Source organism: Pseudomonas sp. CM27 (assembly GCF_013179515.1).
Classification (GTDB): Bacteria; Pseudomonadota; Gammaproteobacteria; order Pseudomonadales; family Pseudomonadaceae; genus Aquipseudomonas.
Genome location: NZ_JABMCN010000039.1, coordinates 1 through 22,839 on the forward strand (window position 1 = coordinate 1; position 22,839 = coordinate 22,839).

General features: G+C 64.5%; 20 protein-coding genes. 6 read left to right on the top strand and 14 right to left on the bottom strand.

Going from position 1 to position 22,839, the window contains the following annotated elements; all coding sequences use genetic code 11:
- Positions 1 to 171, top strand: a 171-nt coding sequence (locus tag HP547_RS07185) for a prolyl oligopeptidase family serine peptidase (protein WP_172285898.1), incomplete at its 5' end; no start/stop codon positions are given.
- 34 nt (positions 172 to 205) lie between these two features.
- The gene (locus tag HP547_RS07190) at positions 206 to 676 is read left to right on the top strand and encodes a MaoC family dehydratase (RefSeq protein ID WP_172285899.1); all 471 of its coding nucleotides are present in this window, start codon (positions 206 to 208) and stop codon (positions 674 to 676) included.
- A gap of 126 nt (positions 677 to 802) precedes the next feature.
- Here the strand turns inward: HP547_RS07190 and HP547_RS07195 are convergent, their stop codons facing one another.
- From HP547_RS07195 to HP547_RS07215, 5 genes are all read right to left on the bottom strand, one after another.
- Positions 803 to 2,041 carry an RNA polymerase sigma factor gene (locus HP547_RS07195; RefSeq protein ID WP_172285900.1) on the bottom strand — a complete coding sequence of 413 codons (1,239 nt, stop codon included), beginning with the start codon at positions 2,039 to 2,041 and terminating at the stop codon, positions 803 to 805.
- Complete coding sequence (locus HP547_RS07200) at positions 2,041 to 2,526, bottom strand: SRPBCC family protein (protein WP_172285901.1); 486 nt, start codon at positions 2,524 to 2,526, stop codon at positions 2,041 to 2,043. The genes HP547_RS07195 and HP547_RS07200 overlap by 1 nt, the downstream gene beginning before the upstream one ends.
- A gap of 21 nt (positions 2,527 to 2,547) precedes the next feature.
- Positions 2,548 to 2,892, bottom strand: a complete 345-nt coding sequence (locus tag HP547_RS07205) for a YciI family protein (RefSeq protein WP_172233190.1) — start codon at positions 2,890 to 2,892, stop codon at positions 2,548 to 2,550.
- Positions 2,893 to 2,936: 44 nt separating this feature from the next.
- Positions 2,937 to 3,362 (bottom strand): nuclear transport factor 2 family protein, encoded by a 426-nt coding sequence (locus HP547_RS07210; protein WP_172285902.1) that lies wholly within the window; start codon positions 3,360 to 3,362, stop codon positions 2,937 to 2,939.
- Between the two features lie 251 nt (positions 3,363 to 3,613).
- A complete protein-coding gene (locus tag HP547_RS07215) occupies positions 3,614 to 3,871 on the bottom strand; it encodes a DUF2790 domain-containing protein (protein ID WP_172285903.1) in 258 nt (85 codons plus the stop codon).
- A gap of 354 nt (positions 3,872 to 4,225) precedes the next feature.
- Between HP547_RS07215 and HP547_RS07220 the strand changes: the two genes are divergently transcribed.
- Positions 4,226 to 4,594, top strand: coding sequence for a GNAT family N-acetyltransferase (locus HP547_RS07220; protein WP_172285904.1), 369 nt, complete (start codon positions 4,226 to 4,228; stop codon positions 4,592 to 4,594).
- On the opposite strand, the gene def is transcribed toward HP547_RS07220, so the two are convergent.
- The 3 genes from def to HP547_RS07235 all read right to left on the bottom strand — a co-directional run bounded on the left by def (position 4,549) and on the right by HP547_RS07235 (position 6,377).
- The gene (def, locus tag HP547_RS07225) at positions 4,549 to 5,085 is read right to left on the bottom strand and encodes a peptide deformylase (RefSeq protein WP_172233491.1); all 537 of its coding nucleotides are present in this window, start codon (positions 5,083 to 5,085) and stop codon (positions 4,549 to 4,551) included. The genes HP547_RS07220 and def overlap by 46 nt on opposite strands.
- On the bottom strand, positions 5,082 to 6,041 hold the full coding sequence (locus HP547_RS07230) for a YihY/virulence factor BrkB family protein (RefSeq protein ID WP_172285905.1): 960 nt from the start codon (positions 6,039 to 6,041) through the stop codon (positions 5,082 to 5,084). The genes def and HP547_RS07230 overlap by 4 nt, the downstream gene beginning before the upstream one ends.
- Positions 6,042 to 6,197: 156 nt before the next feature.
- Positions 6,198 to 6,377, bottom strand: a complete 180-nt coding sequence (locus HP547_RS07235; RefSeq protein WP_172226888.1) for a CsbD family protein — start codon at positions 6,375 to 6,377, stop codon at positions 6,198 to 6,200.
- Positions 6,378 to 6,620: 243 nt separating this feature from the next.
- Between HP547_RS07235 and HP547_RS07240 the strand changes: the two genes are divergently transcribed.
- Positions 6,621 to 8,090 carry a nitrous oxide reductase family maturation protein NosD gene (locus HP547_RS07240; protein WP_172285906.1) on the top strand — a complete coding sequence of 490 codons (1,470 nt, stop codon included), beginning with the start codon at positions 6,621 to 6,623 and terminating at the stop codon, positions 8,088 to 8,090.
- A 173-nt stretch (positions 8,091 to 8,263) separates the two neighbouring features.
- Positions 8,264 to 8,644, top strand: a complete 381-nt coding sequence (locus HP547_RS07245) for a hypothetical protein (RefSeq protein WP_172226882.1) — start codon at positions 8,264 to 8,266, stop codon at positions 8,642 to 8,644.
- On the opposite strand, the gene HP547_RS07250 is transcribed toward HP547_RS07245, so the two are convergent.
- Positions 8,645 to 9,481, bottom strand: a complete 837-nt coding sequence (locus HP547_RS07250; protein ID WP_172226879.1) for a S1 RNA-binding domain-containing protein — start codon at positions 9,479 to 9,481, stop codon at positions 8,645 to 8,647.
- A 176-nt stretch (positions 9,482 to 9,657) separates the two neighbouring features.
- On the opposite strand from HP547_RS07250, the gene HP547_RS07255 reads away from it, so the two are divergent.
- Positions 9,658 to 10,518 carry a DUF6279 family lipoprotein gene (locus HP547_RS07255; RefSeq protein WP_172285907.1) on the top strand — a complete coding sequence of 287 codons (861 nt, stop codon included), beginning with the start codon at positions 9,658 to 9,660 and terminating at the stop codon, positions 10,516 to 10,518.
- 77 nt (positions 10,519 to 10,595) lie between these two features.
- Here the strand turns inward: HP547_RS07255 and HP547_RS07260 are convergent, their stop codons facing one another.
- The 5 genes from HP547_RS07260 to rfbB form a co-directional block, all read right to left on the bottom strand.
- Positions 10,596 to 11,948: an aminotransferase class I/II-fold pyridoxal phosphate-dependent enzyme gene (locus HP547_RS07260; protein ID WP_172285908.1), complete on the bottom strand. Its 1,353-nt coding sequence runs from the start codon at positions 11,946 to 11,948 to the stop codon at positions 10,596 to 10,598.
- Entirely contained in the window at positions 11,949 to 19,457 is a 7,509-nt protein-coding gene (locus HP547_RS07265) for a type I polyketide synthase (RefSeq protein WP_172285909.1), read from the bottom strand. It lies immediately after the preceding gene.
- A gap of 448 nt (positions 19,458 to 19,905) precedes the next feature.
- Positions 19,906 to 20,787: a glucose-1-phosphate thymidylyltransferase RfbA gene (gene rfbA, locus HP547_RS07270; protein WP_172233342.1), complete on the bottom strand. Its 882-nt coding sequence runs from the start codon at positions 20,785 to 20,787 to the stop codon at positions 19,906 to 19,908.
- Positions 20,784 to 21,689 carry a dTDP-4-dehydrorhamnose reductase gene (rfbD, locus tag HP547_RS07275; protein ID WP_172285910.1) on the bottom strand — a complete coding sequence of 302 codons (906 nt, stop codon included), beginning with the start codon at positions 21,687 to 21,689 and terminating at the stop codon, positions 20,784 to 20,786. Before rfbD ends, rfbA begins: the two co-directional genes overlap by 4 nt.
- Positions 21,686 to 22,756: a dTDP-glucose 4,6-dehydratase gene (gene rfbB / locus HP547_RS07280; protein ID WP_172285911.1), complete on the bottom strand. Its 1,071-nt coding sequence runs from the start codon at positions 22,754 to 22,756 to the stop codon at positions 21,686 to 21,688. The genes rfbD and rfbB overlap by 4 nt, the downstream gene beginning before the upstream one ends.
- Between the last annotated feature and the right edge of the window lie 83 nt (positions 22,757 to 22,839).

The following is a 22,839-nucleotide window of genomic DNA, read 5'->3' on the forward strand; positions in this document are numbered from 1 at the left end:
CATCTGGCCGACGCCCTGCGCGCGACCGGCAATCGACATGTGCAGCTGCGCGTCTATCCAGAGGCGCGGCATGAAGTACTCAACGAAACCAACCGTGACGAGGTTACCGCCGATATCCTCGGCTGGCTCGAACAGGCGCTGGCCCTTGGCCGCCCTGTGCGCAGTGAATGATAGCCGCCCTCGCCTACCGCTTAAGGAAGCCACGATGTCCAAGGTCACCAACACGCCTTACGAAGCCCTCGAAGTCGGCCAGAAGGCGGAATACAAGAAGTCTGTCGAAGAGCGCGACATCCAGCTGTTTGCCGCCATGTCCGGTGACCACAACCCGGTGCATCTGGACGCAGAGTTCGCGGCCAAGAGCATGTTCCGCGAGCGGATTGCCCACGGCATGTTCAGCGGCGCGCTGATCAGTGCCGCAGTGGCCTGCACCCTGCCTGGGCCAGGCACCATTTACCTGGGCCAGCAGATGAGCTTCCAGAAACCGGTAAAGATCGGCGACACCCTGACCGTTCGCCTGGAAATTCTCGAGAAGCTGCCCAAGTTCAAGGTGCGCATCGCCACCAATGTGTACAACCAGAACGATGAGCTGGTCGTACAGGGTGAGGCCGAGATCCTGGCGCCGCGCAAGCAGCAGACCGTCGAGCTGGTGTCGCCGCCGAATTTTGTGGCCAGCTGAAGTTTGATTTAGCCAGCACCGCCCCTTTCGCCGGCAAGCCAGCTCCCACAGGATCACCACAGGCTCAGACTTTGTAATGATCCTGTGGGAGCTGGCTTGCCGGCGTTAGGGGCGGTGCTGGCTACATCATTCAAGAGCCCGTAGCCGCCGCTCGATATGCCGCCGCTCCGGCGCCTGCCGGGTCAATGCCAGTGCCTGCCGCCAGGCTGCACGCGCCTCTTCCACCTGCCCCAGCTGATAGTGCAGCTCGGCCCGCGCCACATACGCCAAGTGATAATCCAGCAGTTCACCGCGCGCCAGAATCCCTTCGACTTCCTGCAGGCCAACCTGCGGCCCATCCCGCTTCGCCAACGCCACCGCACGGTTCAACTCAACCACGGCTGATGGCCAGTGCCGCTGCAATACGTCATACAGCCCGACAATCTCCGCCCAGTCAGTCTCTTCTGCCGTTGCCGCTTCAGCGTGCACCGCGGCTATCGCCGCCTGCACGGTATAGGCACCAAACGCCCGGCTTTGCAGGGCCTGGCGGACCAACTCGCAGCCCTCGTCAATCCGCTGCCGGTCCCACAGACCGCGGTCTTGCTGCTCCAGCACCACCAGGTTGCCCTGGGCATCGGTTCGCGCCTGCTGCCGGGACGCCTGCAGCAGCATCAACGCCAGCAAACCGACCGCCTCAGCATCCGGCAACAATTGCACCAGCATACGTGCCAGGCGAATGGCTTCATCGCTCAGTTCCTGCTGCAGCAGTGACTCACCCGATGAGGCTGAATAACCTTCGTTGAACACCAGATAGATCACCCGTAACACACTCTCCAGGCGCTCGGGCAGTTCGTTCAGTTCCGGTACCTGGTAAGGGATGCCGGCTTCGCGAATCTTGGCCTTGGCGCGCACGATACGCTGGGCAATGGCCGCCGGGCTTTGCAGGAAGGCGCGGGCGATCTGCTCGGTGGTCAGGTCACAGACTTCGCGCAGGGTCAGCGGCACCTGGGCATCGGCCGACAGCGCGGGGTGGCAGCAGGTGAATATCAGCCGCAGGCGGTCGTCCGCCAGCAGCTCTTCATCGCTGGGGTCTTGCGCCTGGCCTTCAAGCAGCATGCCCAAGTCCGCCTGGGAACGAGCGAAACGCGCGCGCCGACGCAAAGCATCGATGGCCTTGAAGCGCCCGGTAGAGACCAGCCACGCGCGCGGGTTGGCGGGTATGCCATCGCGCTGCCAGCGCTCCACAGCGATGAAAAAAGCATCATGCATGGCCTCCTCGGCCAGGTCGAAATCACCCAGCAGGCGGATCAGGGTGGCCAGTATGCGCCGCGACTCCCCGCGATAGACCGCCTCGACCTCGGCGCGCACCTGCGCCAGTGCCGCCATCAGTCAGGCATCCGCTGGGTCACCACCTCCACCAGGCGGTCCAGGCTTTCTCCCCAGCCCTGGTGGAAGCCCATCTCCTCGTGAGCCCGGCAGTCGGCGGCATTCCAGTGCCAGGCCCGGGCGGTGTAGCGGGTTTTGCCCTGCTCCTCGTCAAAACTGATCACTGCAGTCATGAAGGCCTTGTCCGACGGCACCCAGCCTGGGCCAAATGCATCGGTGAACACCAGCCGCCGCGGCGCGGCAATTTCCAGGAACACGCCCTGGTTGGGGTACTCGCTGCCGTCCGGTGCCCGCATCAGCGTGCGGAACAGGCCGCCGGCCCACAACTGCATCTCGCATTCCGGGGTGGTCATGCCGTGCGGTCCCCACCACTGCATCAGCCACTGGGGTTCGGTCCAGGCGCGGAACACCTTGGCCGGTGGCGCATCGATCAGGCGGCTGATGGACAACTCGTGTTGCGCTTGCGCAGGCTGTGCAAGGCTCATGCTGGTTGTTCTCCGTGGCTGTCAGGGTTGCAGTTCACGCACCGGTCGCACTTCGACGCTGCCTACCCGTGCGGCGGGGATGCCCTTGGCGATGTTGAGGGCTTCATTCAGGTCGCGGGCCTCCACCAGATAAAAGCCGGCCAGCTGTTCCTTGGTTTCGGCAAACGGGCCATCGGTCAGGCTCATGTGCCCGTTGCGCATGCGCACCGTGGTGGCTGTCTGCACCGGCTTCAGCGCCTCGGCCGCGAGCATTCGCCCGGAGCCGTGGATGGCTTCGGCATAGGCCATGCATTCGGCGTCTTCCGGGCTGTCGGGCAAGCTGTGCAGCAGCCCTTCGTCACAATAGACCAGGCACAGGTATTTCATGGTCGCCTCCAGGGGGTGGGCACAGTGCGTTTGGCGATAAGTACTCAGGGCTTGAGATCGAACAGGGCTTTCTGGGTTTCCATGTCGAAAGGTGCGGACCAGTGCTCATGGATCACTTGCCACTGGCCATCAACCCGACGATAGCCCACCGTGGCGCGCATGAAGCCGCACTGGCTCTCGTCATCGCCCGGGCCGCAGCGGTTCAGCCAGTGGGCCAGCGCCAGGTTGCCGTCAGCCTGTACGCAAAGCTCGGCGAGCTCGAACACCATGGGGCCGCTGCACATGCCCATGCACATTTCCCAGTGCGCGGTGTAGGCGGCCTTGCCTTTGAACTGCAAGGCCTGGATGGCATCGAAGGCGACGATGTCATCGGCATAAGGGGCGGTGATGCTGGGGATGTCGCGGTCGCGCACGGCCTGCATCCAGCGCTCGATCAGTTGGCGGATCTCGGTTTCGGCTGCGGTGCTCATCGGGGGTTCCTCCGACAGGTCATGGGTGGCACGGTGTGCCTTCACCTATGGTCGAACGGTGATCGGAGGAATCGACAGGGCGTGGGAATTTCTTGCGGGAGGGTGGCAACACCTGTGAGGAACAACTCGAAACCAAGCGGGTTGAGGCCATTGCCGCCTGCTTGAAAACTTCATTAGCCCACTGCAGTACAGCCGCTGGCCCTCCCGCCTTCAGACGGCGGATGGGCCACCGACACCAGCCGACAGGCTGATCAACCCTGCTGGCAACCCTCACCCATGGCACGGTACTGAATGGTGTGCACCTGGCCCTGGTGGTCTTCATAGGTCATGGTCGCAGGCACTACTTCGCAGACATTGGGGATGGTCGACAGGTTGATCACCCGCTTGATGTCCAGGTTCATCGAATAGTCGTACTGCTGAGCCACAGGCTGGCTGGAGACGGGTTTGGCCTCATCGGCAAGGGCGAACGAGGACATACCGACCAATGCAAGAATCAGTAATGGTTTCATGTGGGTCTGCCTTTTGAGCATTCAAGCTGATCGATTGACTTCTGATGCCGTCATTGGCGCGGAGAAGTTGCCATCTACGGTGAAGATGGCACGAAGTACCGATCCCGCTTAGTACTGCAAGGGGGGATGAATCAAATTCTACTCCCGGCCGGCAATAGTTGAACCCTGCAGTCGGATATTCACCCTTGCCAGTTTTGCAACAATCTGCGACAAAATGGTCGCAAATCATCAAGCCAGAGCCTCTCGTCACGTTTCAGGGCAGGAACCATCATTTCAGAGAATATCCACTGTTCGAAACTCACGGACACAGAACGCCGGCTGCTGGACCACTTCTACCGGCAGCACGGCTCGCGCATGCGTGCTGCAAGCGACGCTGAACTATGGGTGGCCCGGGCCCCGGGCATCATTGCCGGACTGAGCCTTAGCCCGGTGGGCAACGGTTACTGGCTGACCGGCCTGTTCGTCGACCCGCAGCGGCGCAGCCATGGGGTCGCCGGGCAGTTGGTCGAGGCCGCACTGGTACAGGCTGATGGGCCCACCTGGCTGTTCTGCCACCCCGACCTGGCACCGTTCTATCAGCGGCTGGGCTTCGAGCTGGCCGGGCAGTTGCCGGAAGCGCTGGCTGGCCGCCTGCAGCGCTACCAGCGCAGCAAACGCCTGGTCGCACTGCAGCGGGGTCAGTCGTCGCTGACGTCGAGCCCGGGGAACAGCACGTCGGTGTAGCCGAACTTGGCAAAGTCCTGGATGCGCGAAGGGTACAGGCGCCCGATCAGATGATCGCACTCGTGCTGCACCACCCGTGCATGGAAGCCGTCGGCAAAGCGGTTGATGGGGTTGCCCTGAGGGTCTATGCCTTCGTAGCAGATGTGCTTGAAGCGTGGCACCACGCCACGCAAGCCAGGCACCGACAGGCAACCTTCCCAGCCGTCCTCGACCTCGGTGGAGGACGGCGTGATTACCGGGTTCAACAGGATGGTCTGCGGTACCGCCTCGGCATCGGGGTAACGCTCGCTGCGCTCGAAGCCGAAAATCACCAGCTGCAGGTCGATACCGATCTGCGGCGCAGCCAGCCCGACGCCGCCGACGTGGCGCATGGTTTCGAACATGTCATCGATCAATTGCAGCAATTCGGCGCTGCCGAGCATGTGCTCGGGCACTGGCGGGGCGATGCGCAGCAGGCGCTCATCGCCCATCTTGAGAATTTCACGAATCATCGGGGGTTCGGCTCGGCGGTTTGCGGTTCGCTGGGTTTCGGGTGCTCGTGGCCCAGTACCGTCAGGGTTTCCTCGGCTTTTGCACCGCTGAAATCCTTCTCGCCAGGGTTCTTGCCCTCGGCGGACATGTGCTCGATCACAGCATTCATTTCGGCGCCGAGCAGCAGCACGGCAGCGGAGATATAGAAATACAGCAACAGCACGATGATTGCACCAATGCTGCCGTACATGGCGTTGTAGTCGGCAAAGGTCTTCACGTAATAGGCAAAGCCCAGCGAAGCCACGATCCACACCACCACCGCCAGCACCGAGCCTGGCGTGATGAAGCGAAACTTCTGTTTCACGTCGGGCATCACGTAATAGATCAGCGCCACCGCCACCATCAGCAGGATGACGATCACCGGCCAACGCAGAATGGTCCACAGCGTGACGATGAACTCCTGCATGCCGATCTGCGAGGCGATCCACTCCATCACCTGCGGCCCCAGCACCATCAGCGCGGCGGCGGCCAGCAGCATGCCGGCCAGGCCTATGGTGTAGAAAATCGACAGTGGGATGCGCTTCCATACCGGGCGGCCTTCGGGTACGTCGTAGGCAGCGTTCATCGCGCTCATCATCAGGCGCACACCTGCGGAAGCAGTCCACAACGCAATCACGATACCCACCGACAGCAGCCCGCCTTTGGATTGCTGCAGTTGATCGATCACCGGGTTAACCTGCTCCAGTGCCTGCGGCGGCAGCACCAGTTCGGATTGCAGGCGCAGCCAGGAGAAGAAGTCCGGCAGGTGCAGGAAACCAATCAGGGCAATCAGAAACAGCAGGAAGGGAAATAGCGAGAACAATGCCTGGTACGCCAGCGCAGAGGCGTAGGTGGACATCTCGTCGTCAAGGAATTCCTTGACGGTGCGCACCAGCACGCGGTGCAAGGGCAGGCCCTGCAGGGCGGGAAAAATCATAGCGTCTCCTTTCGCCGCTCGATCAATTCAACGGACAAGTCTAATAGACCGCGCCTTTGCTGTGCTGCTCCCGTCCATGATTGAAGAAATTGCCTACGCCAATCCCGGCCTGTCCGCGGGCACGCCCGCGAAGAGGCCGGTTCAGGCCACCTCAAATCAAGGTTTCTTCACCGCATCCTTGATATCACCCTTGATCTGCTGCCCTTCACCTTTGATTTCCTGCGCCTTGCCCTCGGCCTGCAGCTTGTCGCTGCCAGTCACCTTGCCAACACCCTGTTTCACGTTGCCGATTGCTTCGTTGGCCAAGCCCTTCGCTTTGTCTTTAGTACCGCTCATGGCAAAACTCCTGCAAATGGAGACACGTGAACCGTGTCGACAGAAGGTGGACCCAACGCCTGCGCCAGGAGTTTCAACGAATTTTCCACCTAGAAGCCGAGCGGTAAAACTGCGGGCGAATATCGCACCAAATCACCGCCGTGCCACTACGCTGCCGCCGCCGCTGCCCTAGAATCCCCGCAAACGTCCGCCCGATGCAGGCTGACCCTCGATAAAAACAATGCTTTCCGGATACCCGCACCCATGCGTCTGATGCCTTTGCTGGTGGCCGTGCTGCCACTGCTGCCCCTGCCCACCATTGCCGCTACACCGACCAGCCCCGAAACCTTAAGCGTCGACCATTACGCCGACGACGGCCAACCCGGGTCGCTGCGCTGGGCGATCGAAACCAGCAACCAGAACCCCGGCCACTACCGCATCGACATCGCCGCCGTCGGCAAGCCGCCCTACGTAATCCGCCCCAGCCGCGCGCTGCCGGAAATCAAAGGCCCGGTGCGCATCACCGGCCTGCCCTGGGCGCGCGATGGTCAGTACATCGCCATCGACGGTTCGGCGTACATCAAGGACCAGGGCGTACGTACCTGCCCTGGCGCCCTGCCGGGCCAGTTCGGCACCAACGTGCGCACCACCACCAACCCCGGCCTGGTGCTGCGCGATACCCAGGGCGTGCACCTGAGCGGCCTGGAGGTGCGCAATTTCTGCATCGGCATCCTGGTCAACCGCGCCAGCGGCAACGTCATCGAAGACAACCGCATCGTCGCCAACAAAGGCGGTGCGGGCATCATGCTGACCGGCGATGACGGTGCCGGTAATCCCACCACCACCACCAATAACAACAAGGTGCTGCGCAACCAGCTGATCGACAACGGCGACGGCCTGGAGCTGACCCGCGGCGCGGCGTTCAACCTGGTGGCCGACAACCTGTTCCGCTCCACGGCTGCCAACCCCGAGCCATCGCAGGGCATCGAGATCCTGCTGGGCAACGACAACAGCGTGGTCCGTAACCGCTTCGAGAACTACTCCGACGGCCTGCAGATCAACTGGGGCAAGCGCAACTACCTGGCGGCCAACACCTTCAGCGGCAACTCGATCGGCGTCAGCGTCACCGGCGAGGGCAATATCCTCGACGGCAACCTGATCCACGGCAACCGCATTGGCTTAGCCCTGCGCCCGGAGCCGGAAGTAACCGCCACGCGCCTGAGTGGCAACCGCATCTGGGGGAACAGCCAGGACATTCGCCGCTGCGAGGCAGGTGGTTCCTGTGTACCCGACCAACGCACCGGTGCCATCGTGTTTGGCGTACCGGCCCAGGCGCATGCGCTGTATGTAGGGTCGCGTGGGGTCGGGGCCGATTTGCCGAAGCAGGAACAGGCGATCATCTGTGACGGCAAAGGTGAGCCCAAACCGTGCCAGCCGCTACCCAACCATGACCAGCAGGCGCCACGGCTGATTGCGCTCGAAGGCGAGCTGCTGCGCGGCGAGGTGCACGGGCCGGCGTCGAGCCTGTTGCGGGTGGAGTTCTTTGGCAATGCCGAGGCGGATGGCACCGAGGCCGAGCAGTATCTTGGCGAGGTGCTGGTGAACAGCGACACCCGGGGGCAGGCGCGGTTTGCCCAGGTGCTGGAGAACATGGGTGAGTTGCGCAGCTTTACGGCGACTGTGACTACTGCTGATGGGGCTACTTCCGAGTTGAGCCTGCCGGTTCGTCGCTAAGGCAACTGGCCCTATCGCCGGCAAGCCAGCTCCCACAGGATCACCGAAGGCCTTGAAAAATGTGGGGTACCTGTGGGAGCTGGCTTGCCGGCGATGGGGCCATCAGACCTTGCCCCACTACCCGACACCCCTCACAATGCAGGCCTTCATAGCGTCAACCCGCAGGAACCTGCATGAAACTCGACAAACCCGCCGCCATCGCCCGGCGTAACGAAGCACTGGCCCGCCCGGTGCTGAACAGCAGCAACACCCTGTTCGCCATCCTGGACAACAAACGCAACCTGTGGTGGTTCGAAGTGCCGGTGGCGCTCCTGGGCAAGGGCCAGGCCGACTGGGTCAACCTGCTGCTGCACACGCCGGAAAGCGACGAACTGCAGCACCTGAAGGTGCCCACCAACTTCCTCAAGGCTCACCTGGAGCAGATGGAAGTGCGCAAGCCGGGCAAGCGCCGCTCCACCATCAGCCTGGCCCTCAGCGCCGACCGCGACTCGCTGCTGCGCGACACCCGCCCGGGTGGCGAGCAGCTGGACTTCCGCAACTTCGTCCAGGCCTGATCAGGCCTTTTCGATGCGATCGTCATGGATGACGATCAGGCCCTGCTTGAACAGTGCGCCAATGGCTTTCTTGAAGTTGCCCTTGCTGACGTTGAACAGCTTGCTGATCAGCGCCGGGTCGCTCTTGTCGCACACCGCCAGCACCCCACCTTCGGCTTCCAGGCGCGCCATGATCTGCTCCTGCAGGCTGTCGGCCAGGGCAGCGCCGACCGGTTGCAGGCTCAGGGCGATCTTGCCGTCGTGGCGCACTTCCTTGATGAAGCCCTTTTCGTGCATGCCCGAGCGCAGGAACTTGAACACCTCGTTCTTGTGAATCAGGCCCCAATGGCGGTTGTTGATGATGGCCTTGAAGCCCATCGGCGTTTCGCCGGCCACCAGCAGCTCGACGGGCTGGCCAACCTTGTAGTCGGCCGGAGTGACATCGAGGTAGCGGTCCAGGCGAGAGGTGGCGGTGATACGGCGGGTGCGCTTGTCGAGGTAGACATGCACCACGCAGTAATCGCCGATCTTCAGCTGCCGCGCCTCTTCCGAGTAGGGCATCAGCAGGTCCTTGGACAGGCCCCAGTCGAGGAAGATGCCGGCACCGTTGATGTCCTTGACCTTGAGGCTGGCGAACTCGCCCACCTGCACCTTGGGCTTTTCGGTGGTGGCGATCAGCTGGTCTTCGCTGTCCAGGTAGATGAACACGTTCAGCCAGTCATCGACTTCGGTCTCGGCGTTTTTCGGGATGTAGCGCCCCGGCAGCAGGATCTCGCCATCGGCGCCGCCGTCCAGGTACAGGCCGAAGTCCACGTGCTTCACGATTTGCAAGCTGTTGTAACGCCCAAGCAGAGCCATTTCTGATGATCCTCAAGACAAGGGGGGTATTCTCCGGATAGACACGGGGTGGTGTCAAAGCTTCCGGACGGTTGCCCCCTGATCGGTGATGGAAGGAACCGCCATTGCAGCACTGCAGTGGAACCGTACGGCTACCCTTACGTCTACCGATTGGCCGCCACTGCAAGGATCAGCATATGCCTGTACGCCTGTCCAAAGCCCTGCTCATCGCCTTCGGCTTCGCCCTGGCGCTGGTCAGTTGCAGCCGTATCGACCTGGCCTACCGCAACCTCGACCGGCTGGTGCCGTGGTCGCTGGGCGACTACCTGGACATGAACCGTGAGCAGAAAGCGATGCTCGACGACCGCCTGAAAGAGCACCTGGCCTGGCATTGCAAGACTCAACTCCCCGGGTACCTGGACTGGCTGGACCGAGTGCGCGACATGGTCGCCGATGGCCAGGTGACCGACCAGGCCCTGCAGCAGCGCACCCGTGAAGCCCGCGAAGCGATAGGCCGGGTGGCCGAGGAAATCACCCCGTCGGCCACCGAGTTGCTGCGCGGCATGAGCGACGCCCAGGTGGCGGAGATGCGCGATGCCTTTCGCGACGACATCAGCGAGCGGCAGAAGCAGTATGTGGACACCCCGCTGGACAAACAGATCGCCCGCCGCACCGAACGCATGGAAAAACGCCTGACCCCGTGGTTTGGCGAGCTGACGCCTGCGCAGAAGCAACGCGTTCAAGCCTGGTCGCAGGCTTTGGGCGACCAGAACCGCGAATGGATCGCCAACCGCGCCCACTGGCAGCAGCAGCTGCTGCTGGCGATGAACCAGCGCAACGACGCCAGCTTCGAGCCGCGCCTGGCGACCTTGTTGCAGCGCAAGGAAAGCTTGTGGACGCCGGAGTACCGCAAGGCGTTTCAGAATACCGAGCAGCAGGCGCGCAGCCTGCTGGTAGACCTGGTGCAGCAGAGCACAGCGCAGCAACGGCGGGTGTTGCAGGAGCGGTTGAGCAAGGTGCGTACTAATTTCAGTGAGTTGAAGTGTTTGCAGGGTTGAAGAAATGGGTCGCCAGCCCCGGCCCTATCGCCGGCAAACCAGCGCCCACAGCTACCTCACCAAGCCTGGCAGCAATCTCACCCCAACCGCGCCATCTCCTCCGCCACCACCGCGACCGTATGCCGAATCTGCTCTTCCGTATGCTCACAAGACACAAAGAACCGCACCCGGGCCGAATGCTCCGGCACCGCCGGGTACAGGATCGGCTGGGCATTGATCCCGCGCTCGAATAAAGCGCTGGACAACCGCCCCGCCTTGAACGAACTGCCGGTAATCACCGGAATCACCGCCAAGCCCGTACTGGTCGCCGTGTCCAGTCCGGCTTCACGCGCCAGCCGCAGGAACAGCTCACCCCGTGCCTGCACCTTGGCCACGCCCGCCGCATCATCGGCAAGCAGTTGCAACGCCGCCAATGCAGCAGCCGTCACCGCCGGGGGCATGCCGACGCTGTACAAAAAGCCCGGTGCCAGAAACTTCAGGTGCTCGATCAGCGCTGTGCTGCCCGCAATGTAGCCGCCGCAACTGGCCAGGGTCTTGCTCAGTGTGCCCATCCAGATGTCGACGTCATTACCCGCCAGCCTGAAGTGCTCGCGAATGCCTTTGCCGGTAGCGCCCATCACCCCCAGCGAATGCGCTTCATCCACCATCAGAAACACTTTGTGCTTGTGCTTGAGCTCGACGAACCGGGGTAGCTCGGGGTAGTCGCCATCCATGCTGTAGATGCCTTCCACCACCACCAGCACCCGCTCGAAATGCTGGCGCTGCTCACCCAGCAAACGGTCCAGCGCCTGCCAGTCGTTATGGGCAAAACTCAAACGGCGGGCACCCGACAGCTGGATACCCTGCAACACGCTGTTGTGGATCAGCTCGTCATGCACCACCAGGTCGCGCGGCCCGAACAGGTAGCCGATGGTGGTGACGTTGGTGGCGTGGCCACTGACCATCACCACCGCATCGTCGACCTCGTACAGGCTGGCCAGTTCGCGCTCAAGCGCGCGGTGCAGCGGGCGGTCACCCGAAACCGGGCGGCTGGCCGACACCGAAGTGCCATAGCGGTCGATGGCGGCCTTGGACGCTTCGGCCACGCGCGGGTGGCCGGAATAACCCAGGTAGTTGTAGCTGGCAAAGTTGAGGTATTCGCGCTCGCCAATCTGCGTTTGCGCACCCGCAGTACCCTGGTGCAGGCGGAAGAACGGGTTGCTCAGGCCCAGGCGCAGGCCGCTCTGCTGGATCACCCGCAGCTGCTGGTACCCCGGGTGCTGGTCGAAGCGATAGTGCGCCTCGGGCACCTTCAGGGCAGCCTGCTGCACCTGCTCCAGGGTGGCGCCTTGCTCGCCCGCGCCAGCCGAATGGCGGCGGCGTTCGAGGGCTTGCTGGATCAGGCGTTGCTTGGCATCACCAGCAAGGCCGGTCGGGGTTTTGGCTGTCATTCAACGCTCTTGATCAATCAGTCGGTTGGGGGCCGCGCTGGTGTCGGCCAGCGCTGCGCTCATCTGCGCCAACTCTTCGGCGCTGTGCTCACTGCCATGGCGGGCAAGCACATTCTGCGCCAGCTGCTCTTCGCTGCTGCCCGCCTCGCCGCGCAGCAGCTCCAGCAGCCGGGCGGCCAGCTTGTCGATGCTGGAACTGTCGCTCAGCTCCATCACTGGCAGGCGAATGCCGAACCGCTCCTCCAGCGCCACCACCAGCTCGACGCTCATCAACGAGTCGAGCCCCAGCTCCTGCAGCGGGCGCTGGGCATCCAGGCGCGCCGGCGGCAGGCGCAGAATCTCGCACACCTCGTGCTTGAGCATGTCGGCGAACCGCTCCAGCAGCTCGGCGTCGTCCAGCTCTGCCAGCATGCGCTGGATGTCCTCGCCGCTGCCCTCGTCCTCCTGGTCACCGCCATAGGCACGCGCCAGTTCGACAAAGCGCGGCGTAGTGGCGCTTGGGAGGAAGCGCGACAGCGCCTTGAAGTCCAGCTCCAGCACGCCGTGGCCGTTGTCGCCGTCCAGCAACATGGCCTCGAGCTGCGCCAGGGCCGCCTCGGCCCGCAGCGCCGCGCCACCCATGCGGCTTTGCAGGGCGTCCTTGATCTGGCTGTTGCGGGCCAGGAAGCCGACATCGTCGATCGCCCCCCACAACACCGCCGTGGCCGCCAAGCCCTGAGCGCGACGGTGCCGCGCCAAGGCTTCCAGCCAGTGGTTGGCCGCCACGTAGTTGGCCTGGCCGGGGTTGCCGAACAGGGTAGTGGCCGACGAGAACATCACGAAGAAGTCCAGCGCCAGGCCCTGGGCCAGTTCGTGCAGGTACTGCGCACCTTTGGCCTTGGGCTCCAGCACGCGGCGTAGCTGGTCTGCCCCCAGGTTGCGGATCAGGCTGTCGTCGATCACCGTCGCGGCATGCACCAGGCCACGCAGTGGCCATGGGCTGGCAGCGATGCGCTGGAACACCCCGCGCAGTTGCTCGCGGTCGGTGATGTCGCACGCCACGGCCTGCACATCGATACCCTGGGCCTGCCACAGTGCCAGCTGCGGCTGGGCTTCGGCACTGGCAGGGCCACGACGGCCGAGCAGCACCAGATGGCGGGCACCTTTGTCGATCAGCCATTGCGCGGTGCGCAAGCCAAAGCCGCCCAGCCCACCGGTAACCAGGTAGCTGGCATCGGCGCCAAGCTGCAGCGCCTGCGCAGGCTGGGCACGGGTGTCGACGGTCTGCTGGATCGGGTTGGCGTAGGTCACCACCACCTTGCCGATCTGCCGTGCCTGCTGCATGTAGCGGTAGGCTTCAACCACCTGGTTGGCGTCGAACTCGCGGAACGGCAACGGGTGCAGGATGCCTTGCGCGAACAGGCCCATCATTTCTGCGAACAGCCGACGGGTGAGTGCCGGGCGCTCGCTCATCAACTGGTCGGCATCGATACCGAAGTAGCTGATGTTGTTGCGGAACGGCCGCAGGCCGATCCGGGTGTTCTGGTAGAAATCGCGCTTGCCCAGTTCGAGGAAGCGGCCAAACGGCTTCAGCACCTGGAAGTTGCGGTTGATGGCCTCACCGGCCAGCGAGTTGAGCACCACGTCCACACCACGCTCGCCAGTGGCCGCCAGCACCTGGTCGGCATAGGCCAGCGAACGCGAGTCGTACACGTGCTCGACACCCAGCAGGCGCAGGAAGTCGCGCTTCTCGTCGCTGCCGGCAGTGGCATGGATTTCCGCACCCAGCCACTTGGCGATCTGGATGGCAGCAATGCCGACCCCCCCCGCAGCGCCATGGATCAATACCTTTTCGCCGGGTTCCAGGCGCGCCAGGTGATGCAGCGCGTAGTACACGGTGAAGAAGGTGCTCGGAATGGTCGCCGCTGCTTCGAACGACATCCCCTCGGGGATACGGGCCACGGCGTTGGCGTTGGTCACCAGGCGGTTGGCGAAGCTGCACGGGCCAAAGCCCACCACGCGATCGCCCGGGGCGAAATCACCGACTACCTCGGCGCCTTTGCCCTGCACCACACCGGCAAACTCGAAGCCCAGGGTGGGGCCGGAGAAGCCGTTTTCGATGGCTTCGTCCGACAGCAGTCCCAAGGCAAACATCACGTCACGGAAGTTGAGGCCGGTCGCGCGCACGGCGATGTCAAGCTCGTCCGCCGCCGGCTGGCGCGGCTCGCGCACTTCCCAGCGCAGGTTGCGCAACTGGCCGGGCAGGTCGAAGCCCAGGCATACCCACTGCGCGTCGCTGCCCGTGTTGCGCGGTTGACCGGCCAGCACCCGCAGGCGCGGCACGTAACGACGGCCTTGGGCATCCAGGGCCAGTTCGGTTTCGCTGTCGGCGTGCAGCAGCGCTGGCACGGCCAGTTCGACCGGCGCCAAGTGGCCCAGGTCGAGCTGGCGAATGCAGCAGCTGGGCGACTCGTTGGCCAGGGTGCGGCCAAAGCCCCACAACGCGGCGTCGGCGATCGCCGCAACATCAGTGGCGGTATCGGCGCTGTACAGGTGCTCGGCAGCGCCGCGGCTGAACAGCCAGCACTGCGGGGCGATGGCCAGCGACTCACAGGCCTGCACCAGCGCGGCAGCCTGCAGGCAGCGCTCGGCCTGGCCATCCAGGCCGGAAGCGCTGTCGAACCCGGCCAGGTGCAGCACATGCTCCGGGGCCTGGGCCAGGGCGCCAAGCTGCGCCGCCAGCGCCTGCGCATTGCCCGGCTGCAGCAGGTCGACCTGCTGGCCGTGGGCGCGCAGCTGCTCGGCCAGGCTCAGGGCTGCAGCCTGCCCGGCTTCGGCCAGCACGGCCCAGCGCTGCACCGCCAAGGGTTCGTCAGCGTCAGCACCCGCCGGCTTGTCAGCCAGCAACAGGTAGCTGCCACAGGCGTTGCCCGGCAAGGCATCCAACGTGCGCAGGCCAGTCAGGCCGTGGCGCTGCAGCTCGTGGCTCCAGAACGCCGGGCCTTGCTGGCGCGACAACGCCTGTTGCGGGCCGGCCAGCCACCACTCTGGCTGGGCGCCGAAGACGAAATCGGCCCAACGCGCCGGGTACTGCCCCAGCAGCGCCAGCTGGCCGTGTGGGTTGAGCTGGGCACTGGCCAGGCGCAGGGCATCGCCCACCGCGCCAAGCGCGCCAAGGTCGCTGGGCACCAGCACCCAATCAAAGCTGCCGGCTTCGGCCAGTTGTTCCATGCCCAGCACATTCAGCGCCGGGCAATCGTCACGCAGACGTTGCTCCAGCTCAGGCTCGGCAACGCAGTACGCATAATCGATGCGGTCGAAATCCAGGCCGGCGTACAGCAGCTCGGCGAACGAAGCGCCGCCAAAGCCGATTTCCAGCACGCGCAGGCGCTGCCCCGCGGGCAGTTGCGCCAGGCGCGCGGCCAGGGTCTGGCCGATGCCGCTCAGCAGGTGCTGCTGCCCTGCCGCGCCCAGCACCAGGCGCGTCAGACTGGCGCCGCTGGTTTCCCGCGGTTGCAGGGTTTCGAACGCTTGGCTGCCATCGAGCAACGCCGGCAGGTGGCGGCCGATACGGCCCACCGAATGGATGATCTGGAAGTACTCGGGGTAGCTCTGGAACAGCTCCTGCCAGATCGCCTCCGAGGCCGGGCGCTCGCCCAGATCGGCCAGCTGCCAGCCGCCATCGGCGCTGCGCAGCAAGCTGCCGTCTTGCTCAGCGTGACCGAGCAAGGCCGCCAGGAAGTCGCCCTGGGCCTGCGACCACACGGCGACCTGCTCGGCGCTCAAGCGCCCACCGGCCTGCTCGACGGCATCCACCACGAAGCTGGTGCACAGTACGTCCAGCAATGGCTCCACTTCGTTAAGGTAGCGCACCTGTGCCGGCTCGTCGGCCAGGCGCTGCAAGGCGTCAGCCAACGGCGTGCGGGCCACGGCATGGCGCTGCAGTGGCACCACCTTGCCTGGGGCCGCCAGGCCCACATGGCCCATGCGCTTGATCTCGCCACTGCGGTCGTACTGCAGGCGCACGGCCCGCATGCGCGCGGCCTTGATCGCCAGCACGGCAGCGCCGCTGGCATCGAACAGGGTGAAGTCGACCAGCAGCGAATGCGCAGTGCGCTTGCGCTGACGCACCTCGGCCAGCACCGGCACGCCGCCGGCATTGGTGAAGGCAATGCGCCCCAGCTTGACCGGGATGAACGCCAGGCCATCGTTGTGGCCGCGGCGGCTGGCAAGCAGCTCGGTAATCAGCTGGAAGGCACCGTCGAGCAACGCCGGGTGCAGGTGCAGGCCTGCCAGTTCGTGTTCGATGGCAGCCGGCACGGCCAGCTGGGCCAGCACGCGTTCGTCCTCGACCCAGGCCGCAGCCACGGTCTGGTAGGCAGGGCCGTAGTTCAGGCCGACCGCGCAGGTCAGCGCCAGGTGCTGCTCGCCGGTAAAGTCCGCCGGGCGGGCTGGCAGCGCCGGCGCGCGAACGTCCAGCAGCACGCCACGGGCCTCACCCGGCAGGCGGGCGACCACGTGCTGCACCCAGTCTTCGCGCTGCGCCAGGGTGCGCGAGCTGATGCGCAACGTGCCATCGGCCTCTTCGACCTGCACGCGCAGCTTCTTGCTGCCCTCGCTGCCGAGCAGCAGCGGGTTGTGGATCTCGAGCTCTTCGATGTCGACGAATTCGCCCGGCTGGTGCAGTTGCGCCACAGCCAGGGCCAGCTCGGTAAAGCCGGCACCGGGGAACAGCACCGACTCGCCCACCTTGTGGTCGGCCAGGGTTGGGTACTGCTGCGTGTCCAGGCGGTTTTCCCAGGTCAATGCCTGGTCGGCTACCGGGTAGCCCAGCAACGGGTGCACGCGCTCGCGGCCCAGGGGGCTGTTGGATTCGGCGCTCACCGGCAGGGTGAAGTGGTCACGCTGCCAGGCATAGTTCGGCAAGCGCAGCTGGCGCCCCGCCACCGGGAAGCGGGTTTGCCACTGCGGCTCGGCAGCGGCCAGCAGCAGCCGCGCCACGCTGCGCTCGAGCAGCTGCGGGCTGTGGTCGTTGCGCTTGAGGGTGGCAACCACCTGGCCGGCCTGCTCGCACTCGGCCAGCACATCGCTGACATAGCTGCGCAGAATGGCGTGCGGACCCACCTCCACAAACAGGTTCAGGCCGCTGCGTACCAGCGCCGCAAGCGCGCCCTGGAACAGCACCGGGAAGCGGATGTTCTGCCACCAGTAGTGGCTGTCCAGGCGCTCGCCGGCCAGCTCGCCACCGACCACGGTGGAGTAGAACGGAATACGGGTGGCACGCGGACGAATGTGGGCAAGGTCGGCGATGACCGCCTGCTCGATGGGGTTCATCGCCGGCGAGTGGAAGGCGTAGTCCAGGTCCAGGCGGCGGGCAAACACCTGGCGCTCGGTCAGGGCCTCTTCGAGCAGCGTCAAAGCCTCGACTTCACCGGCCACGGTGGCGCCGCGGGCGCTGTTTTCACCGGCGACGACCAGGCGGCCGTCCAGTTTCAGTTCGCTGATCAGCTGCGCGCTGGCCTCGCCCGACAGGCCCACGGCCGTCATCTGCCCGCTGCCGCGGGTCAGGCCTTGCAGGCGGCTGCGGTGGAAGATGACCTGGGTGGCATCTTCCAGGCTCAGCGCCCCGCTGGCCCAGGCTGCCGCCACTTCACCGACGCTATGGCCAATGACCGCGACCGGGGTGATGCCTTCGGCGGCCAGTACCCGGGTAACCGCCACTTGCAGGGCAAACAGCGCCGGCTGGGCGATTTCGGTGCGGGCATAACGGCCTTCGCCGTTTTCACCCAGCAGCTCGGCGCGCAGCGAATAGCCTGCCAGGGGCTGGAACAGCGCGTCCACTTCGGCCACGGCGGCAGCGAACAGCGGCTGGTCGAGCATCGCCCGGCCCATACCCTGCCACTGCGAACCGTTACCGGAATAGACAAACACCGGAGCCGATGCGGCGTCCAGCGCCTGGCCAGCCTCAAGCACCGCGCTCAGCTCGCTGAGGGTCGGGTCCTGGGCATAGTCATCCAGAGCCTGGGCGGCTTCGGCCGCGTTGTCGCTGATCAGCAGCAGGCGGTGGCTGTGTGCATCGCGGCGGAACATCGCCTGGTAGGCGACATCGTAGTAATCGGCCTGGGGATGCTCGGCCAGGTAGGCGGCAAACCGTTCGGCCATGGCGCGCAGGCCTTCTTCGCTTTTTGCGCTGAGCAGCAACGGCACCCGGCGTGCACTGGGCTGTACGGGCGCTGGCGCTTGCGGTTCCGGGCTTTGCAGAATGACGTGGGCGTTGGCGCCGCCAAAGCCGAACGAGTTCACACCCACCGTCAGCTGGCCATCCGCCTTCAGCGGCAGGGGCTCGGTGACTACCTGCAGGTTGAGGTCGGCAAAGGCGATATTCGGGTTCAGCGCCTGCACACCGATGGTGGCGGGCACGGTGCGCTCGCTCAGGCAGTTCAGTGCCTTCATCAGACCGGCCACGCCAGAGGCGGCCTCCAGGTGGCCGATGTTGCTTTTCACCGAGCCGATCGGCAGCGGGTTGCCGGCGCCACGCGCCTGGCCCAGCGCCTCGCCGATGGCGCGGGTTTCGATCGGGTCACCCACGGCGGTACCGGTGCCGTGCGCTTCCAGGTAGTCCAGCTGCTCGGGGGCGATGCCGGCCTGGGCATAGGCGCGCGTGAGTAGTGCTGCCTGCGCCTCGGCGTTGGGCAGGGTAAGGCTGGACTTGCGCCCATCGGTGTTGACCGCACTGGCCGCGACCACCGCCAGAATGGTGTTGCCATCGGCCAGCGCCTGGTCGTAGTCCTTGAGCAGGAACAACCCGCCACCTTCGGAACGGGCATAGCCGTCGCCGTTTTCATCGAACGACTGGCAGCGCCCGGTGCGCGAAAGCATGGTCGCCTTGGCGAAGATCATGAAGCCGAACGGGTGCATGTGCAGGCTGATGCCGCCGGTCACGGCCTGGTCGACATCCCCGCTGAGAATGGCCTGGCAGGCCTGATGGAAGGCCACCAGCGACGACGAACACGCCGTGTCGATAGCCATGCTCGGCCCGCGCAGGTCGTAGAAGAACGACAGCCGGTTGGCGGCGATGCTCATGGTGTTGCCGGTGGCGGTGGCGCCATCGATCGACGACAGGTCCTCGACCAGCCGGTACGACTGCTCGACCCCGGCAATGCCCAGGTACACGCCGCAGTTGCTGCCGCGCAGGCTGGAAGGCTTGACCCCGGCGTTCTCGAAGGTTTCCCAGCACATTTCCAGGAGCATGCGCTGCTGTGGGTCCATCATCGCCGCTTCGCGTGGCGAGATGCTGAAGAAGCCCGCGTCGAAAGCGCTGATATCACCCAGGGTGCCGGATGCGAAGGTGTAGCTGGTAGCCGGGCTGGCCTTGTCGGGGTGCAGGAACTCGTTCTGGTTCCAGCGCGATGGGTCCACCTGGGTGACCAGATCGCGCCCTGCCATCAGGTTTTGCCAGAAGCCGGCATTGGAGGAACCCGGAAAACGGTAAGCACAGCCAACGATTGCAACCTTTCTACGCTTGATCAAAACCTATTCCTTCAAATCTCATCGGGCACCGTCCCATCCGTCGGACAGCCGGCATGCCTGGCCAGGCCATGAAATTGGCCGGTCGTTGTATGTCACTGATGATTGTCTGGGTATCTGAAGCCGCTAAGTACGCTGGGGCGCAAGACTTTTGGTCCGAGGCTGGCGTGGGATTATTCAGATTTGTATGAGCGGATGATACGCGGGTTCTGGGGGCAGGGAAAACCCTGGGTGCGGGAAGAGGCTGAATGTCGCTGAGTGGCAGGGTGATGCGAGGGTTGGGGCTGTAGGAGGTGGCTTAATGCTATCGAGTTTTTCGGTGGGAGATTGAGTCATACGACACCCACCGATAGATGTAGCGACGGTGCGGCGATCCGATTTACCCGCGAGGCGCCGCGCGGGCGGCGCTCGGAGTTCAGAGACGATGAAAAGGCTAATGGCACGTCAATCCCTAGAAAACCGTGTCCCGAACCACCCGCTGCAGGTACTGGCCATACCCGTTCTTTGCCAGCGGTGCAGCAAGTGCTTCCAGTTGCCCCGCATCGATCCAGCCCTGGCGGAACGCCACTTCCTCCGGACAGGCTACCTTCAACCCTTGGCGCCGCTCGATGGTGGCAATGTAGCCGCTGGCCTCGAGCAGCGAGTCATGGGTGCCGGTGTCCAGCCATGCATACCCACGCCCCATGATTTCTACCGACAGACGGTTCTGCTCCAGGTAGGTGCGGTTCACATCGGTAATTTCCAGCTCGCCCCGCGCCGACGGCCTGATGCTCTTGGCAATCTCGACAACATCCTGGTCATAGAAATACAAGCCAGTGACAGCGTAGTTGGACTTGGGCCTGGCCGGCTTCTCTTCCAGGCTGATCGCCCTGCCCTGCCCGTCGAACTCGACTACGCCATAACGCTCGGGGTCCTGCACGTGGTAGGCGAACACACTGGCACCCTCTCGGCAGTCCATCGCATGACGCAACAGCTGCTGGAAGTCATGGCCGTAATAGATATTGTCGCCCAACACCAGCGCCGACAGGTCATTGCCGATGAATTCCCTGCCGATGAGAAAAGCCTGCGCCAGGCCGTCCGGCGAGGGCTGCACGGCGTAAGTGATGTCGAGGCCCCAGCGGTGGCCGTCGCCCAGCAGCTGCTCGAAGCGCGGGGTGTCTTGCGGGGTGGAGATGATCAGGATGTCGCGGATGCCGGCCAGCATCAGCGTGGTCAGCGGGTAATAGATCATCGGTTTGTCGTACACCGGCAGCAGTTGCTTGGAAATTGCCAGGGTCGCGGGGTGCAGGCGGGTACCTGACCCGCCTGCCAGAATGATGCCTTTACGCTTCATAGCCGTCCTTTCTCGTGGATTTCCGTCAGCATGCGGGCCACACCCAGGCGCCAGTCCGGCAGGGTCAGGGCGAAGGCCTTCTGCAGTTCATGGGTATCAAGGCGGGAGTTGCCCGGCCGCCTGGCCGGTGTGGGGTAGGCATCGGTGGTCAACGGCTTGACCTGTCCGGCGCCGGCTTGCAATGGCACGCCCAGGGCTGTCGCCTGCTCCAGCACATAGCGGGCGTAGCCGCACCAGCTGGTTTCACCGGCGGCGGCCAAATGATACAGGCCTGCCAGGGCCGGGTTGCGGCAGGTTGCGATGACGGCGTGGGCGGTGATGTCGGCGATCAGCTCGGCACCGGTCGGGGCGCCATACTGGTCATCGATCACGCCCAGGCTGTCGCGTTCCGCAGCCAGACGCAGCATGGTCCTGGCGAAGTTGTTGCCGCGGGCGGCATACACCCAGCAGGTGCGGAAAATCAGGTACCGGCAGCCAGCGGCCTGGATGGCCTGCTCGCCGGCAAGCTTGCTGGCGCCGTAAACATTCAGCGGGCCGACAGCATCGTCTTCGCGCCAGGGCCGGCTGCCCTGCCCCGGGAACACATAGTCGCTGGAATAATGCACCAGCAAGGCGCCACATTCGGCGGCGGCGCGCGCCAACACGCCGACGGCATCGGCGTTTATCCTGAACGCTTGCTCGCGCTCGCTTTCAGCCCTGTCCACAGCGGTGTAGGCGGCAGCATTGACGATGACGTCGGGGGCGTAGCCACGTACGGTTTCGGCCAGGCCTGGCAGGTTGCCCAGGTCGCCACAATGCACCGTGCTGCGGGCATTCAGCGCCAACAGCTGGCCCAGCGGCGCCAGGCTGCGTTGCAGCTCCCAGCCTACCTGGCCGTCCTTGCCCAGCAGCAGTACCTTCATGCAGTACGCCCTGCGTAGTTTTTCTCGACCCAGTCGCGGTAGCTGCCAGACTGTACGCCCTCCACCCACTGCGGGTTGTCGAGGTACCAAGCGACGGTTTTACGGATCCCGCTCTCGAACGTTTCGGCGGGTTTCCAGCCCAGCTCGCGCTCCAGCTTGCGGGCGTCGATGGCGTAGCGGCGGTCATGCCCGGGGCGATCGGTAACGTAGCTGATCTGTGCCGCGTAGGGCTTGCCATCGGCGCGGGGGCGCAATTCGTCCAGCAGCGCACAGACGCGCCTGACGATCTCCAGGTTGGGCATTTCGTTCCAGCCGCCCACGTTGTAGACCTCGCCAGGCACGCCGGCGTCCAGCACGCGGCGGATGGCGCTGCAGTGGTCCTTGACGTACAGCCAGTCGCGAATCTGCTGGCCGTCGCCGTACACCGGCAACGGCTTGCCGGCCAGGGCATTGACGATCATCAGCGGGATGAGCTTTTCCGGGAAGTGGTACGGGCCATAGTTGTTCGAGCAGTTGGTGGTGAGCACCGGCAGGCCATAGGTGTGACGATACGAGCGCACCAGGTGGTCGCTGGCGGCCTTGCTCGCCGAGTACGGGCTATTGGGCTGGTATTGATGGGTTTCGGTAAAGGCCGGTTCGCCGGCGGCCAACGAGCCGTACACTTCGTCGGTAGACACATGCAGGAAGCGGAACGCCTGCCGGGCCTGTTCAGCCAGGCCGCCCCAATAGGCGCGTACGGCTTCGAGCAGCTGGAAGGTCCCGACCACGTTGGTCTCGATGAAGGCCTGCGGGCCGTGAATCGAACGGTCGACGTGGGACTCGGCGGCAAAATTGACGACGGCGCGGGGCTGGTGGGTTTTCAGCAGTTCTGCGACCAGTCCGCTGTCAGCAATGTCGCCATGCACAAAGATATGCCGGTCGTTGCCTTGCAGGCTGCTCAAGGTTTGCAGATTGCCTGCGTAGGTGAGTTTGTCCAGGTTGACCACAGCCTCATCGCTGCCCGCCAGCCAGTCCAGCACGAAGTTTGCCCCGATGAAGCCTGCACCGCCGGTTACCAGAATGGTCATGTTTGTCTGCTTCCGCTGTCAGGTCTGCTTTTCCACTTTCAGGATTCTAGCCTGTCGGTGGATGCTTGGAGAGCGAAGGCGAT

What these genes read in the sequence shown, in the direction of transcription:
- HP547_RS07205 (WP_172233190.1), bottom strand. Translation starts at nt 2,892, where the DNA reads ATGAAATACCTGTGCCTGGTCTATTGTGACGAAGGGCTGCTGCACAGC.
- HP547_RS07195 (WP_172285900.1), bottom strand. Translation starts at nt 2,041, where the DNA reads ATGGCGGCACTGGCGCAGGTGCGCGCCGAGGTCGAGGCGGTCTATCGC.
- rfbA (WP_172233342.1), bottom strand. Translation starts at nt 20,787, where the DNA reads ATGAAGCGTAAAGGCATCATTCTGGCAGGCGGGTCAGGTACCCGCCTG.
- HP547_RS07260 (WP_172285908.1), bottom strand. Translation starts at nt 11,948, where the DNA reads ATGACAGCCAAAACCCCGACCGGCCTTGCTGGTGATGCCAAGCAACGC.
- rfbD (WP_172285910.1), bottom strand. Translation starts at nt 21,689, where the DNA reads ATGAAGGTACTGCTGCTGGGCAAGGACGGCCAGGTAGGCTGGGAGCTG.
- HP547_RS07250 (WP_172226879.1), bottom strand. Translation starts at nt 9,481, where the DNA reads ATGGCTCTGCTTGGGCGTTACAACAGCTTGCAAATCGTGAAGCACGTG.
- rfbB (WP_172285911.1), bottom strand. Translation starts at nt 22,756, where the DNA reads ATGACCATTCTGGTAACCGGCGGTGCAGGCTTCATCGGGGCAAACTTC.
- HP547_RS07220 (WP_172285904.1), top strand. Translation starts at nt 4,226, where the DNA reads ATGCGTGCTGCAAGCGACGCTGAACTATGGGTGGCCCGGGCCCCGGGC.
- HP547_RS07255 (WP_172285907.1), top strand. Translation starts at nt 9,658, where the DNA reads ATGCCTGTACGCCTGTCCAAAGCCCTGCTCATCGCCTTCGGCTTCGCC.
- HP547_RS07210 (WP_172285902.1), bottom strand. Translation starts at nt 3,362, where the DNA reads ATGAGCACCGCAGCCGAAACCGAGATCCGCCAACTGATCGAGCGCTGG.
- HP547_RS07240 (WP_172285906.1), top strand. Translation starts at nt 6,621, where the DNA reads ATGCGTCTGATGCCTTTGCTGGTGGCCGTGCTGCCACTGCTGCCCCTG.
- HP547_RS07190 (WP_172285899.1), top strand. Translation starts at nt 206, where the DNA reads ATGTCCAAGGTCACCAACACGCCTTACGAAGCCCTCGAAGTCGGCCAG.
- HP547_RS07215 (WP_172285903.1), bottom strand. Translation starts at nt 3,871, where the DNA reads ATGAAACCATTACTGATTCTTGCATTGGTCGGTATGTCCTCGTTCGCC.
- HP547_RS07230 (WP_172285905.1), bottom strand. Translation starts at nt 6,041, where the DNA reads ATGATTTTTCCCGCCCTGCAGGGCCTGCCCTTGCACCGCGTGCTGGTG.
- def (WP_172233491.1), bottom strand. Translation starts at nt 5,085, where the DNA reads ATGATTCGTGAAATTCTCAAGATGGGCGATGAGCGCCTGCTGCGCATC.
- HP547_RS07200 (WP_172285901.1), bottom strand. Translation starts at nt 2,526, where the DNA reads ATGAGCCTTGCACAGCCTGCGCAAGCGCAACACGAGTTGTCCATCAGC.
- HP547_RS07245 (WP_172226882.1), top strand. Translation starts at nt 8,264, where the DNA reads ATGAAACTCGACAAACCCGCCGCCATCGCCCGGCGTAACGAAGCACTG.
- HP547_RS07235 (WP_172226888.1), bottom strand. Translation starts at nt 6,377, where the DNA reads ATGAGCGGTACTAAAGACAAAGCGAAGGGCTTGGCCAACGAAGCAATC.